The organism is Sphingomonas sp. UV9, from assembly GCF_004101245.1.
Taxonomy (GTDB): domain Bacteria; phylum Pseudomonadota; class Alphaproteobacteria; order Sphingomonadales; family Sphingomonadaceae; genus Sphingomonas.
In genome coordinates, this window is sequence record NZ_SCIN01000003.1 from 774059 (window position 1) to 786714 (window position 12656).

The 12656-nt window shown below is 67.0% G+C and carries 13 protein-coding genes; 8 read left to right on the forward strand and 5 right to left on the reverse strand.

Features of this window, described 5'->3' with window-relative positions; translation table 11 throughout:
- The first annotated feature begins 12 nt into the window (after positions 1-12).
- The 3 genes from EQZ23_RS15845 to EQZ23_RS15855 are packed head-to-tail and all read left to right on the forward strand — an operon-like array spanning position 13 to position 2296.
- On the forward strand, positions 13-1002 hold the full coding sequence (locus EQZ23_RS15845) for an alpha/beta hydrolase (protein ID WP_128455363.1): 990 nt from the start codon (positions 13-15) through the stop codon (positions 1000-1002).
- Positions 999-2117 (forward strand): FAD-binding oxidoreductase, encoded by a 1119-nt coding sequence (locus tag EQZ23_RS15850; RefSeq protein WP_276318480.1) that lies wholly within the window; start codon positions 999-1001, stop codon positions 2115-2117. Before EQZ23_RS15845 ends, EQZ23_RS15850 begins: the two co-directional genes overlap by 4 nt.
- 5 nt (positions 2118-2122) lie before the next feature.
- On the forward strand, positions 2123-2296 hold the full coding sequence (locus EQZ23_RS15855; protein ID WP_128455364.1) for a DUF1508 domain-containing protein: 174 nt from the start codon (positions 2123-2125) through the stop codon (positions 2294-2296).
- 218 nt (positions 2297-2514) lie between these two features.
- Here EQZ23_RS15855 and EQZ23_RS15860 read toward each other — a convergent pair whose 3' ends face one another.
- Positions 2515-3132, reverse strand: coding sequence for a hypothetical protein (locus EQZ23_RS15860; protein WP_128455365.1), 618 nt, complete (start codon positions 3130-3132; stop codon positions 2515-2517).
- Here EQZ23_RS15860 and EQZ23_RS15865 point away from each other — a divergent pair.
- Complete coding sequence (locus EQZ23_RS15865) at positions 3131-3646, forward strand: hypothetical protein (RefSeq protein ID WP_128455366.1); 516 nt, start codon at positions 3131-3133, stop codon at positions 3644-3646. The two genes, EQZ23_RS15860 and EQZ23_RS15865, sit on opposite strands and share 2 nt — an antisense overlap.
- A gap of 175 nt (positions 3647-3821) precedes the next feature.
- Here EQZ23_RS15865 and rnhA read toward each other — a convergent pair whose 3' ends face one another.
- The 3 genes from rnhA to ispH are packed head-to-tail and all read right to left on the reverse strand — an operon-like array spanning position 3822 to position 6194.
- A complete protein-coding gene (gene rnhA / locus EQZ23_RS15870; protein ID WP_128455367.1) occupies positions 3822-4289 on the reverse strand; it encodes a ribonuclease HI in 468 nt (155 codons plus the stop codon).
- Positions 4286-5236, reverse strand: coding sequence for a homoserine kinase (gene thrB, locus EQZ23_RS15875; RefSeq protein ID WP_128455368.1), 951 nt, complete (start codon positions 5234-5236; stop codon positions 4286-4288). The genes rnhA and thrB overlap by 4 nt, the downstream gene beginning before the upstream one ends.
- A 1-nt stretch (position 5237) precedes the next feature.
- Positions 5238-6194 (reverse strand): 4-hydroxy-3-methylbut-2-enyl diphosphate reductase, encoded by a 957-nt coding sequence (gene ispH / locus EQZ23_RS15880; protein WP_128455369.1) that lies wholly within the window; start codon positions 6192-6194, stop codon positions 5238-5240.
- A gap of 122 nt (positions 6195-6316) precedes the next feature.
- Between ispH and EQZ23_RS15885 the strand changes: the two genes are divergently transcribed.
- Positions 6317-6955 carry a hypothetical protein gene (locus tag EQZ23_RS15885; RefSeq protein ID WP_240663613.1) on the forward strand — a complete coding sequence of 213 codons (639 nt, stop codon included), beginning with the start codon at positions 6317-6319 and terminating at the stop codon, positions 6953-6955.
- A 47-nt stretch (positions 6956-7002) separates the two neighbouring features.
- Here the strand turns inward: EQZ23_RS15885 and EQZ23_RS15890 are convergent, their stop codons facing one another.
- Positions 7003-7611 carry a DNA starvation/stationary phase protection protein gene (locus EQZ23_RS15890; RefSeq protein WP_128455370.1) on the reverse strand — a complete coding sequence of 203 codons (609 nt, stop codon included), beginning with the start codon at positions 7609-7611 and terminating at the stop codon, positions 7003-7005.
- A gap of 165 nt (positions 7612-7776) precedes the next feature.
- Here EQZ23_RS15890 and EQZ23_RS15895 point away from each other — a divergent pair, with 165 nt between their 5' ends.
- From EQZ23_RS15895 to EQZ23_RS15905, 3 genes are all read left to right on the forward strand, one after another.
- Positions 7777-8691, forward strand: a complete 915-nt coding sequence (locus EQZ23_RS15895) for an ROK family protein (RefSeq protein WP_128455371.1) — start codon at positions 7777-7779, stop codon at positions 8689-8691.
- Between the two features lie 91 nt (positions 8692-8782).
- On the forward strand, positions 8783-10744 hold the full coding sequence (locus tag EQZ23_RS15900) for an EAL domain-containing protein (protein ID WP_128455372.1): 1962 nt from the start codon (positions 8783-8785) through the stop codon (positions 10742-10744).
- 56 nt (positions 10745-10800) lie between these two features.
- Positions 10801-12606 (forward strand): CHASE4 domain-containing protein, encoded by a 1806-nt coding sequence (locus tag EQZ23_RS15905; protein ID WP_128455373.1) that lies wholly within the window; start codon positions 10801-10803, stop codon positions 12604-12606.
- Positions 12607-12656: the final 50 nt, after the last annotated feature.

Sequence of the window (12656 nt, forward strand, 5' to 3'; positions counted from 1 at the left end):
GCCCTAACGGAGATGGCTTTCGAAAAAGTAACCGTCCCGACCGGGCCTGCATTTGACCCCGCCCCCCGCGACCTCATCCGCCGCGCGATCCCCGCCGATGCGCAGGTCGGTCACTGGGTCGCACCCGACGGCTGGAAACTGCGTCGCTTCGACTGGCCCGCAGCGAACCCGCGCGGCCGATTGCTGTTCCAGACCGGCCGTGGCGACGTCTTCGAGAAGTATCTGGAGACGTTCGCACACCTCCGGGGACAGGGCTGGTCGGTCACGGCATTCGACTGGCGCGGGCAGGGCGGCTCGGGGCGGTTGTCGCCGGACCCGCATGTCGGCCATGTCGGCGACTATGGCGTCTACGACGCGGATTTCGCGGCGTTCTGGGCGGACTGGAGTGCGGAGGGCACGGGCCCACGAATCGTGCTGGGGCACTCGATGGGCGGCATGATGGTGGTCCGTGCGCTCGCGGCCCGGTCGATCGATCCCGACGCGGCGATCCTCGTCGCGCCGATGATCGGGCTGAAATCGCCGATCGGTGCCACCATCGCCGCCCGCATCGCGCGCTGGATCGCGGCGCGTGGGAATCCGATGCGCGCGGCATGGCGCGGTAACGAGCGACCCGGCTCGGTCGCATCGCGCCGATCGCTGCTGACGCATGACGGCGATCGCTATGCCGACGAACGCTGGTGGCAGGACCAGCATCCCGAACTGGTGCTGGGACCGCCAAGCTGGACCTGGCTCGCGCACGGATTCGCCGGTGCCGCCGCACTCGTATCGGATCCTCGGGTCGAGACGATCGAGACGCCGGTGCTGATGCTGATCGCCGACGCGGACAAGCTGGTCGACCCGCGCGCGGCGTTGCGGCTCGGCGCGCGCCTGCGCGATGCGCAGATCGTCCGGTTCGGCTCCGAATCGGCGCACGAGATCCTGCGCGAGGCGGACGGCGTGCGCGACCGTGCGCTCGCTGCGATCGATTCGTTCCTGGCGGCCGTCGTGCCCGCACGCCCGTGACGCCGGTCTACGATATCGCGATCGTCGGCGCGGGCATGGCCGGCGCCAGCCTTGCCGCCGCGATCGGATCGCGCGCCAGCGTGCTCGTGCTCGAAGCGGAGGACACGCCCGGCTATCACGCTACCGGCCGCTCGGCCGCGTTCTGGTCGGAAACCTATGGCGGCCCCGATATCCAGCCGCTCACCACCGCCTCCGGTCCGTTCCTCGAGGCCGGCGGGCATCTCGCGCCGCTCGGTTCGCTCCACATCGGCCGTGCAGAAGACGCGGCCGCCATGGAGGCGTTCCTTGCCGAGTTCGCCGGCAGCGACGTCGTCCTCGACCGAGTCGATCCGACCGCGTTCGTGCCCGGCCTTCGCCCGGAATGGACGCTCGGCATCCAGGAGGCGAGCTGCGCCTATATCGACGTCGCCGCGCTCCACGCCGGGAGCATCGCCACCGCACGTCGCGCCGGTGCGGACGTGGTCACCAATGCCGCGTTCGGCAGCGCGCGGCGCACCGCCGGTGTCTGGACGATCGATACGAAGGCCGGCGTTTTCCAGGCCCGCACGCTCGTCAACGCCGCCGGTGCCTGGGCCGACGCCGTCGCGGTGCGCGCGGGCGTTCGTCCGCTCGGCCTGACCGCCTATCGCCGGACGATGGTGCAGCTTCGTACCGACCCCGGCGCACCCGAGGGCCTGCCGCACATCGCCGACATCGCCGGGCGCTTCTATTTCAAGCCCGAGCCCGGCGGCCGCCTCTGGCTCAGCCCGCACGACGAAACCCCGACCGACCCCTGCGACGCCGCACCCGAGGAGATCGACATCGCCATCGCAGTCGACCGGTTCGAGCATGTCGTCGACTGGCGCGTCGCCGCGGTTGAGCGAAGCTGGGCAGGCTTGCGCACCTTCGCGCCCGATCGCCTGCCGATCTATGGCTTCGATCGCGACGTGTCCGGCTTCTTCTGGTGCGCGGGGCAGGGCGGTTTCGGCATCCAGACCGCCCCCGCCGCAGCGTTGCTTGCTGCCAGCCTCGTGCTCGGCACGCCCCCCGATCCGGCGGTCGCGGCGATCGATCCGGCGCGCTATTCACCCCATCGGTTCTACGATAGCCTGCGACCTCCTTTCACCGAGGATTAGTCGATATGGCACACAAGTTCGTGATCGAGCAGAACAAGGCCGGCGAGTATGTCGCCAAGTTCAAGTACAACAGCGAAACGATGTTCTGGACCGAGGGCTATTCGAACAAGGCCGGCGCGAGGAACGCGATCGAGTCGATCATCAAGAACGGCCCTGCCGCCCCAGTCGACGAAACCTGACGAAATCGCCCGAGTCGTGCGGGCGTCCTGCGCTAAACAGGGCGCCTGCCGGCCGTATCGGGGCCCTATCGCGTCGAATCCGTAACCGGCGCGTGCCCGGATTCCGCAAAATTCGCCTACCAATATGCTGCATGAATCACATTACATGCTGGAGAAATTCCGGATTTGTTCTCCGAAAAACCAACGGGAATGACTTAGTCCTGAAAACTAGAGAAATGTTAGTTTATTTGCTTGGTTAACGCGCCATCAACTGCGTGTCGGCAGCGTAATTCCACGGCTTGCGGGTAGGGTGCCCGGAAGAACTGTGATGTCGACACCTCGTCGTTGTTGAGGGTGTAACGATCATGGACGAACTCTTCGTGGGAAGTGCGGTTTCGACGATCAGCGCGCGTGGCGAACTGATCCTTCCCGAGCATTTCTGCATTACGATACAGGCACGACAGGCGCGCGAGGATCTGTTCATCGGTCTTCACGCCGATGATCCCTGCATGCTGGTCTACGATCGCCGCAGCGTGGCCGACCAGCATTGTGCGCTGGCGGAGCTCGGCGGCGAGCGGGCATGGGAGACCGGGACGCGCGATACGCTGCTGCGGCGGCGGCTTGGCTTCGTCGCGCCCGCACAGATGGACGGTAAGGGGCGACTGCGCATCGCATCGTGGATGCGGTCGCGGCGGGGTGTGCGCCAGCGCGCGCTGCTGGTCGGCATGGGCCGTCATTTCGAAGTCTGGAACCTCGATCAGGTGCTTGAACAGGGGCCGGGGGACCTGATCGTGCTGGCCGCGCTGCATCTCGATTCGCTCAATCGCGAATCTCCCACCATCAAGGAGGATCATCATGAACCTGCTCTGTCACGCCTCGGGGCACGTCGCCGCGCCGCTCGTCCTGGAAAATCAGGGGTTCCTGTTCAGCCGCTGCAAGCGCTGCCGGCACGACCTGATCCGCTCCGCGCCATCGGTGGTCGGGTCGGCGGCCGATAGCTGGACCGGCGTTCCCGAAGGGTTGCGCGTGGCGTGGCGTTCGGCGGACGTGTCCGCGTTCGACCAGCCGTCATGGTTGCAGCAGTCCTGGGCCAGGATGCGGGAACGCGGACAGCAATCCGCGATCGCGGTCGGCGATGCGGCGCAGGTCGCGCTGGCGGTGGTCGGCTGGCACGCCACCGACGCCGCCCGCCGGGCCAAGGCGACGACGCTCGCCGCCTATCGCTCCAGCCGCCGCGTGATCCGCCTGCCGCGGCCGGTCCGACCGCCGCATGCCGGCATCGTCATCATCAACCTGACGATGAACCGCGACCCGTCGTGGCGGGAAACGGTGCGGTCGGACACGCAGTTCGGCGACATAGTAGGAGCGTGACCCCCATAACCCTCCCCCGCCAGGGGGAGGGGGGCGAAGGCGACGGAGGGGGCGGACACGGAGCCGGCGTTTACCTTTCCTCCCCCTCCGTCAGGCGAGAGCCTGCCACCTCCCCCTAGCGGGCGAGGATCGGAGCGAAGCCGAAACCGTGCGTGTCGATCGGCTGCGCCCGGACTCAGCGCCGCCCGGCCGCCACCGCGGCATCGCTCGCCAGCTTGTCCGCCCGCTCGTTCTCCGGGTGCCCGGCATGGCCCTTGACCCATTGCCACTCGATCTTGTGCCGCGCGACCGCGGCCAGCAGCGCGTGCCAGAGTTCCGCGTTCTTCACCGGCTTCTTGTCGGCGGTCTTCCAGCCGTTGCGTTGCCAGCCCTTCACCCACTTGGTCAGGCCGTCCATCACGTATTTGCTGTCCGTGTACAGCGTCACGGCGCACGGCCGCGTCAGCACGTTGAGCGCCTCGATCGCCGCGGTCATCTCCATCCGGTTGTTGGTCGTGGGGGTCTCGCCGCCGGACAATTCCTTCTCGTGCGCGCCCATGCGGATCACCGCACCCCAGCCGCCTGGCCCCGGATTCCCCTTGCATGCGCCGTCGGTGAAGATCTCGACCTTGGTCATGGTCGGGGCAGCTACGTCGTCAGTCATGCAAACAGGTCGTCCTTGCGATACGCTTCGAACCGCCGCCAATAGGCCATTGGATCCTTCCGCGTCACCAGCGCATCCGCCGGCGTGTTGAGCCAATCCCAGGCGCGCGTCGCCAGGAAGCGAAGGCACGCCCCCTGCGCCAGGATGGGCAATGCGGCACGCTCGGCCGACGACAGCGGATGCCGATCGACATACCCCGCGACCAGCGCCTTGCCGACCGCCGCGTCATACCCTTCACCCTGCGCATCGAACGCCCAGGCGCTGTGCAGGATCGCCAGGTCGTACGCGCGGATATCGGTGCAGGCGAAATAGAAGTCGATGAGCCCGGTCACCCGGTCGCCGAGCATCAGCACGTTGTCGGGAAACAGGTCCGCGTGAATGACGCTGCGCGGCAGGTCGACGGGCCAGGCCCCGACGACCGCGTCCGCCGCCGCGCTCACCGTATCGAACAGCCCAGGCTCGATCGCATCGAGATCGCGGCCGCATTTCGCCAGCAACGCGCGCCAGCCATCGGGGCCCAGCGTGTTCGGCCGCACGCCATCGAAGCCGGCAAGGCTGAGATGCATCGCGCCCATGGCGCCACCCGCCGCATAGGCCTGCGCCTCGCTCGGATGCGACACCGACACCCCGGTCAGGAACTCGATCAGGCACGCCGGCCGGCCGCACAGCTCGTGGATCAGCGCCCCGCTGCGATCGGGCAGCGCACGCGGCACCGGATTGCCGTCGACCGCGAGGTGATCGAGCATCGCCATGAAGAACGGCAGGTCGTCCGCCGACACGCGCTTTTCGTACAGCGTCAGGATGAATCGCCCGGTCGTCGTATCGACCAGGTAATTGCTGTTCTCGACGCCCTCGGCGATGCCCTTGGCCGACACCAGTTCGCCGTGATCGAACTTGGCGAGGAACACGCCCAGCGCCTCCGCCGACACCTGCGTGTAGACCGCCATGCTAGACGGCCGCCTCCAGCCCGCGGGGCAGCTTGAACGCGATCGTCTCGCGGTTGGTCTCGACCTCGCGCTCGGTAACGCTGAAGCGCTCCGACAGCCGATCGACCAGTTCGCGCACCAGCAGTTCCGGCGCGGACGCGCCCGCGGTGATCCCCAGCGTGCCGATACCCGCGAGGAAATTCCAGTCGAGCTCGCTCGCGCGCTGGATCAGCATCGCCGGCGTACCCTCGCGCTGGGCAACTTCGACCAGACGCACCGAGTTGGACGAGTTTGGCGCACCGATCACCAGCATCGCGTCGCAGCTATGCGCGATCGCCTTCACCGCGGTCTGGCGGTTCGACGTGGCGTAGCAGATGTCCTCGCCGCGCGGCGGCAGCATTTCCGGAAAGCGGCGCTGCAACGTCGCCACGACGGCGGCGGTGTCGTCCACCGACAAGGTCGTCTGCGTCAGGAACGCAAGGTTCGACGGATCGGCGGGCGCGAACACCTCGGCGTCCTCGACCGTCTCGATCAGCGACATCGCGCCCTCCGGCACCTGTCCGAACGTGCCGATCACTTCGGGATGCCCGGCATGGCCGATGAACACGATATGGCGGCCCTGCGCGACCAGCCGCTCGGCCTGGCGATGCACCTTCGACACCAGCGGACAGGTCGCGTCGAGATACTCCAGCCCGCGATTCTGCGCGTCGAGCGGCACCGATTTCGGCACGCCGTGCGCGGAGAACACGACCGGGGCGCCGTCCGGCACCTCGTCCAGTTCCTCGACGAAGATCGCGCCCTGCGCCTTCAGCGTGTCGACGACGAACTTGTTGTGGACGATCTCGTGGCGGACATAGACCGGGGCACCATGCTTCTCGATCGCCAGTTCGACGATCCGGATGGCGCGGTCCACGCCGGCGCAAAAGCCTCGGGGTGCTGCGATCAACAGTTCGAGCGGCGGCTTGTCGATTGGGCTCATGATGGGGCAGCCTCTACGCGATTGCTTGCCTGGACGATAGCCGGTTCCTATGGTGCGCTGCGACAGGGGCCGCTTGCGACACGCGGTGGCCCTTTCGCTCGTTCGAGAAGGTAAGCGTCGCCGTGAAAGCCCCCATCCTAGCCGTTTCGGCGTGTGCGATCCTCCTGACCGGTTGCGCCGGCAAGGGCGAAGTCGATGCGACCGGCGGCATTTCCGCGGTCCGTTCGGTTTGCCCGCCCGTGGCAATCCCCGCTGCGACCGGTGACATCACGCTGTTCAATCCCGCCACCAGCCGCGACCAGTCGGCGATCGACGTCGCCGCGCTGATGACCAATGTCCGCTCGACCTGCGCCGACGCGACCGACCAGGTCGTTACTAGCGTCACCTTCGACATCCGCGCCCGCCGCAACCGCACCGAAGGCCCGCGCGACGTGACGCTGCCATATTTCATCACGGTGGTACGCGGCGGCACCGCCGTCGTCGCCAAGCGCATCGGCCGCGTCGCGCTGCATTTCGACGCAGGGCAAGCCCTCGCTTCGACCTCGGCGAACGCATCAGCTACGGTGGCCCGCTCGGCCGCGACGCTGCCCGACGATGTTCGCGAAAAGCTCACGCGCAAGCGGAAGGCCGGTGATCAGGACGCGGCAGTCGATCCGCTGAGCACGCCCGAAGTACGCCAGGCCGTCTTGCGCGCCAGCTTCGAAGCGCTGGTCGGCTTCCAGCTTACCGACGATCAGCTCAAGTACAACGCGACCCGTTGAACGATGTCCCTCTCCCCGCCGGGGAGAGGGACCGTCGCGCGTGACGCTTACTTGTCTTCGCGCACCAGTTCGGTGGAGGCGAGGTGCTCCGCCAGGAACCACACCTGCGGCTCGTGGGTGCGGACGATGTTGCTCACCAGCAGGTCGTTGGTGCCATCGTCACCCGATTCGTCCGCGGCCTGCGCGCCTTCGTGGGCCTGACGCAGGATGATCTCATGCGCTTCGAGCAGACGGGCGAGCTGGGTCGGGACGTCTTCGCGACCCTTGGGCGGGCGGGGGATCGTCGTCATCTCGGCGACGTCGTGCGCCATCGCGATCGAGATGCCGCCTAGCGCCATGATACGCTCTGCGACGAGGTCGACGAGCGCCGCCTGCTCTTCGTAATGTTTATCGAGCAACAGATGCAGTTGGTAGAACGTCGCACCCGACATCTGCCAGTGATGCTTCTTGTACATGTCGCGGATCGTCATCGTGTCCGCGAGAACCTGGTTCAGCGTCGCGACGCTCTGCGCGCGTGCATTGTCCTCAAGGGCGATCGGCAGACGCTTGAGCGTACCATAAGGCTGGATCTCGCGATACTCGACCTTGTACTGCGGCTGTGCTTCGACCGATACGTTGGTGTTGGTCTTCGCCAGCTTTGCGGGTTTCTTCGCCATTCGAAATTCCTGTCTGTTCGGGTGAACTCGACAATCATAACGCATGATCGAGCCGATCGACAGCGAACGAAATCATCGTTCACGGTGATCGTCCCAGCCGACCTGCTCTTGACGGGAGGCCCCCAGCGAAGGAAGCGGGCGCCAGCAACGCGTTGGGAGTTCAGGATGACGGAAGCACCTCTGGTCGCAGGGATCGAACTCGGCGGGACGAAATGCATTTGCATTCTTGCGCGCGGGCCCGACCAGATCGAGGAAACCGTGCGTATCCCGACGACACGGCCCGACGAGACGCTGGCGGCGATCGAAGCGGTGCTGGATCGCTGGAGCGGGTTCGTCGCGATCGGTATCGCCAGTTTCGGACCGGTGTCGATCGATCGCCACTCGCATGACTATGGTCATATCACGACGACGCCCAAGCCGGGCTGGGCGGGGACCGACATCGCCGGGCGGTTGCAGCGGCGCTACGGCGTGCCGACCGGGTTCCACAGCGACGTCGTCGGTGCGGCGCTGGCCGAAGCGCGTTGGGGCGCAGCGAAGGGCCTGCCCGACATCGCCTATGTCACGGTCGGCACCGGGGTCGGCGCGGGCATGATCGCGAACAACCGCCCGGTCGACGGGCTGACGCATTCCGAACTCGGTCACATCCGCCCCGCACGGTTTCTGGGTGACGACTGGATCGGCAACTGCCCGTTCCACGGCGCTTGCGTCGAAGGCCTCGTCGCCGGCCCTGCGATCGCGGCGCGGATCGGACATCCCGCCGACGAATCCCCGGCCGAGCATCCGGTCTGGGACAGCGTCGCCGATGCGCTCGGCCAGCTTTGCCATACGCTCGTCCTCACCGGCATTCCGCGGCGGATCGTCATGGGCGGCGGCGTGATGGGCGCATCGCACCTGTTTCCGCGCGTACGGGCGGCGATGACGCGCAGCCTCGGCGGCTACATCACGCTGCCGGAGGTGGCACTGACCGATACGTTCATCGTGCCGCCTGCGCTCGGCAACAATGCCGGGCCGCTCGGGGCGATCGTGCTGGGGGCTCAGGCACTCGGTCACCAGTTGGAAACATCGTTTACGGCGTCTTAACCGTATCTGGTTACCGCTCGATAGCGAGAGTTGAGGGCAGGATACGCCATCGCCGGACGGCGACGGTCTTTCCCAGCGAGGAGCGGTTTCGATGCGCATTCTGATCGTGGACGACGAACCGGCGATGCACGACAGCTATCGGCGCAGCTTCGCCGGTCCGCGGTCGAGCAGCGACGAGGCGTTGGAAGCGATGGCCGCCGAACTGTTCGGCAGCAACGATCTTGCGGATACCACCGGCCCCGGCCCCGGCTCTGATGCCACGGTCGCCGCCGTGGGTGCCGCCCCGGGGTTCGCGCTTAAATATTGCTGTCAGGGGCTCGACGCGGTTGCCGCGGTCGAGCGCGCGCTCGCGGAGGGCGCGCCCTTCGCGGTCGCGTTCATCGACGTGCGGATGCCGCCTGGGATCGACGGACGTGAGACCGCAAAGCGGATCCGTGCGCTCGATCCCGAGATAAACCTCGTCATCGTCACCGGTTTCTCGGACGTCTCGCCGATCGAGATCAACAAGGTCGCCGGCCCCGCGGACAAGATCTTCTACATCGCCAAGCCGTTCGAGGTCGCCGAGATCCTGCAGACCGCAACCGCGCTTGCCCAGCGCTGGCAGAACGATCGCGAACTGGCCGTGGCGCGCGATCTGCTCGCGGCCCAGGTACTGCAGCTCGAGGAGCAGGCCGCCGAACTGGCCGCGAACGAAAGCCGCGCGATCCACCTCGCGATGCATGATTCGCTGACCGACGCGCCCAACCGGCTCGCCTTCCTGCGCGCGCTGGCGGCCCGCACGCGGAGCGAAGGGCTGTTCGCGACGGTCATGATCGATCTCGATCGGTTCAAGCTGGTGAACGATACGCTCGGGCATCTCGCGGGCGATGCGCTGATCCGCGAGATCTGCGCGATCCTCAACCGCTCGACCCCCGATGGCGCCCTGGTTGCGCGGCTCGGCGGCGACGAATTTGGCATCCTGTTCGACACGTCGAGCGAGGCGGCGGCGGTGATGGCGTGCGAACTGATCATCGCGGCGTGCTCGGTCACCCTCCAGGTGTTCGGCAATTCGGTGCAGGGCGGCGCGTCGGCCGGCATCGTCGTAACCGCCGGGGCTGACGCCGGGGCTGTCACCGGGGGCAGCGATCCGGTCGACGTCATCCGCCGCTCCGATCTCGCGCTCAACGACGCCAAGCGTGGCGGCCGGGGCATCGTCCGGCTGTTCGACGAGAGCATGGACGAGGGCATCCGCTTTCGTCGGCGCGTCGAGAGCGGCTTGAGCCAGGCGATCACCAGGGGCGAGTTGAGCCTGGCCTATCAGCCGATCGTCTCGCGCGATGCGATCGAGGTGATCGGGTTCGAGGCGCTGGTGCGCTGGAACACCAGCGAATACGGGCTGATGAGCCCGGCGACGTTCATCCCGATCGCGGAGGAATCGAACCTCATCCACGAACTGGGCGACTGGGTATTGCACGAAGCGCTCGACGTTCTGAAGCAGTGGCCCGGCCAATATGTCTCGGTCAACTTTTCCCCGCGCCAGTTTCGCCGCCACAATTTCGTCGGTCACATCATGGAAAGCGTCCAGCGTGCCGGCATCGCGCCCGCGCGGCTCCAGATCGAGATCACCGAGACCGCGATCTTCGACGATGCCGAACGGGCGGCCGAAACGCTCTACAAACTGCGCCAGATGGGCTTCCGGATCGCGCTCGACGATTTCGGCACGGGCTATTCGAGCCTGTACAACATCCGCAAGTTCGCGCTCGATTGTCTCAAGATCGACAAGTCGTTCATCGACGGCATGGGCCGCGAACGCGAAAGCGCGGCGATCGTCCATTCGATCATCCATCTCGGTCGCGCGCTCGGTCTGGAAGTGATCGCCGAGGGGGTCGAGACCGAGGCGCAGGTGCAGGCGCTGCGTCTGGCCGGGGCCAGTCACCTCCAGGGATATTATTTCTCGCGACCGGTTGCCGCGGAGCAAGCGCTCGCGATGGCGCAGGGGCGCACGCTGAGCGGCAAGGACGACGTTTCCAGCGACAATCCGACGATCCGGCAGACGTTCGGGCTGCGCAGCTAATGCCCTCGGCGGGGATGGGTCGGACGACGCCGCCATTCGGACGACAGTTCGGACGGATGCGGACCCCATCGTCGCTCGGCGGCAAGCTGATCCTGATCATGACCGCGGTCGGGCTGGTTGCCACGATCGGAATCACGCTGCTGCTGGCCGCCATCATCACCCCGAGCTTCACGACGCTGGAGGACAAGGCGGTCGCCGCGCATGTCGAGCGCACGCGCGCGGCACTGTCCGACTATGCCGCCAACATCGAAAGCGCGGCGCGCGATTATGGCGACTGGAACGATGGCTATTCGTATCTCGCGCAGCCCGGCGCGGCGTTCAAACGCGCGAGTTTTTCGCCGCGTGCGATGAGCGATATCGGCGTCGACGGCATGGCGTATGCGACGCCGGAGGGCCGTGTCGTCACCGCCCGGTGGCGCGATCCGGCGGCCGGCAAGGACCGGCCTGGCATAGATGCGCAGCTTATCGCGACCATCGACCGTACCAACATCGCGCAGGTGCTCCAGGGGCGAAGATCGGGACGCTTCTACGCACGGGTGGGGGACAGCGTCGCGGCGATCGGCGTGGCGCAGGTGCGCCGATCGGATGGCAGCGGTGCCGCGCGTGGCTATGTGGTGCTGGCCCGGGTCGTCACCTCCGGACAGATGTCCGATCGGCTCAAGCGCGATGCGCGGATCGATCTGGCGACCATCGGCGACCGCTATTCGGTGAGGTCGACCCGGTCGAAGCTGGTGGTCGCGGTGCCGATTATCGGTGCAGACGGCCATGCGGTCGCAACCACGCAACTCCGAATTCCGCGCGACATATCGTCGCTCGGGCGGCGCATGCTGCTGCTCGCGGTCGCCGGCTCGACCGTCCTGTTGCTGCTGGTGCTCGTCGTCTTGCGTCGGATGATCGCGCGGCTGGTGCTGCGCCCGCTGCACCGGGTCGAGAGCCATATGCAACGCGTCCGCGTGTCTGGCTCGCTCGCGTTGCTCGAGGATGACGAGCGGCGCGACGAGATCGGCTCGCTCGGGCGCAGCTTCAATGCGATGCTGCGCCAGTTGAAGGACCTGCGCGAACAGATCGAGGTGCAGTCGTTCGATCTCGGCCGCAGCGAGAGTGCGGTCGCGGTGATGCACAATGTCCGCAATGCACTGAACCCGATCAGCACGATCCTCAGCCAGGGGATCGCGCAGGCGGCGCCGATCGACCGCGCGTCGATCGACCGCGCGGTCGCCGAGCTCGCGCGCGGCGACCTGCCCGAGGCACGCCGCCGGAAACTCGCCACCTTCGTTGCCGCGGCGATCGAGGCGGAGTCGACCAATCGCCAGGCGACGCGGCGCGAACTTGAGGTCGGGCGCGCGGCGATGGCGCATGTGCTGGAGATCATCGGTCAGCAACAGCGGGCGGCGCACGAGCGTCCGGCGCTGGAGGTGTGCGACGTCAGCGACATCATCGCGCGCAATGCGACGATTGCACGCTATTCCCCCGGTGCGTCGATCGCATTCAGCTTTCCGGCGGGGCCAAATCTGGTGATGGCGAGCCGCGTGATCCTGAGCCAGGTGATCGGCAACCTGTTCGGCAACGCGGTCGAATCGATCGAGGCGCGGGGTACGGGCAGTGGGTCGATCGCGGCGACGATCGCGAAGGCAGGAGACCGGGTGATAATCCAGATCCACGACGACGGTGAAGGCTTCCCCCCCAATGTCGCCGCTGCACTTTTTCAGCGCGGGTTTTCGACGCGCGCGCACAAGTCGGGCGGGCTGGGACTGCACTGGTGTGCGAACTCGGTGAATGCGATGGAGGGCTCGCTGCGGTTGGGGAGCAACGGGCCCGGGCTTGGCGCGGTCGCGATTCTGACGTTGCGCGCGGGGAGCTAGGCAATCGCAAGACCCTAGTACGCGCGCGGGCCTCGTAAGCATGCGGAGCG

Bases quoted from the DNA above. Each gene is read 5' to 3' on its own strand.
- EQZ23_RS15845 (WP_128455363.1), top strand. From the start codon at position 13: ATGGCTTTCGAAAAAGTAACCGTCCCGACCGGGCCTGCATTTGACCCC.
- EQZ23_RS15855 (WP_128455364.1), top strand. From the start codon at position 2,123: ATGGCACACAAGTTCGTGATCGAGCAGAACAAGGCCGGCGAGTATGTC.
- EQZ23_RS15865 (WP_128455366.1), top strand. From the start codon at position 3,131: ATGAACCTGCTCTGTCACGCCTCGGGGCACGTCGCCGCGCCGCTCGTC.
- EQZ23_RS15860 (WP_128455365.1), bottom strand. From the start codon at position 3,132: ATGATGATCCTCCTTGATGGTGGGAGATTCGCGATTGAGCGAATCGAG.
- rnhA (WP_128455367.1), bottom strand. From the start codon at position 4,289: ATGACTGACGACGTAGCTGCCCCGACCATGACCAAGGTCGAGATCTTC.
- thrB (WP_128455368.1), bottom strand. From the start codon at position 5,236: ATGGCGGTCTACACGCAGGTGTCGGCGGAGGCGCTGGGCGTGTTCCTC.
- ispH (WP_128455369.1), bottom strand. From the start codon at position 6,194: ATGAGCCCAATCGACAAGCCGCCGCTCGAACTGTTGATCGCAGCACCC.
- EQZ23_RS15890 (WP_128455370.1), bottom strand. From the start codon at position 7,611: ATGGCGAAGAAACCCGCAAAGCTGGCGAAGACCAACACCAACGTATCG.
- EQZ23_RS15895 (WP_128455371.1), top strand. From the start codon at position 7,777: ATGACGGAAGCACCTCTGGTCGCAGGGATCGAACTCGGCGGGACGAAA.
- EQZ23_RS15900 (WP_128455372.1), top strand. From the start codon at position 8,783: ATGCGCATTCTGATCGTGGACGACGAACCGGCGATGCACGACAGCTAT.
- EQZ23_RS15905 (WP_128455373.1), top strand. From the start codon at position 10,801: ATGCGGACCCCATCGTCGCTCGGCGGCAAGCTGATCCTGATCATGACC.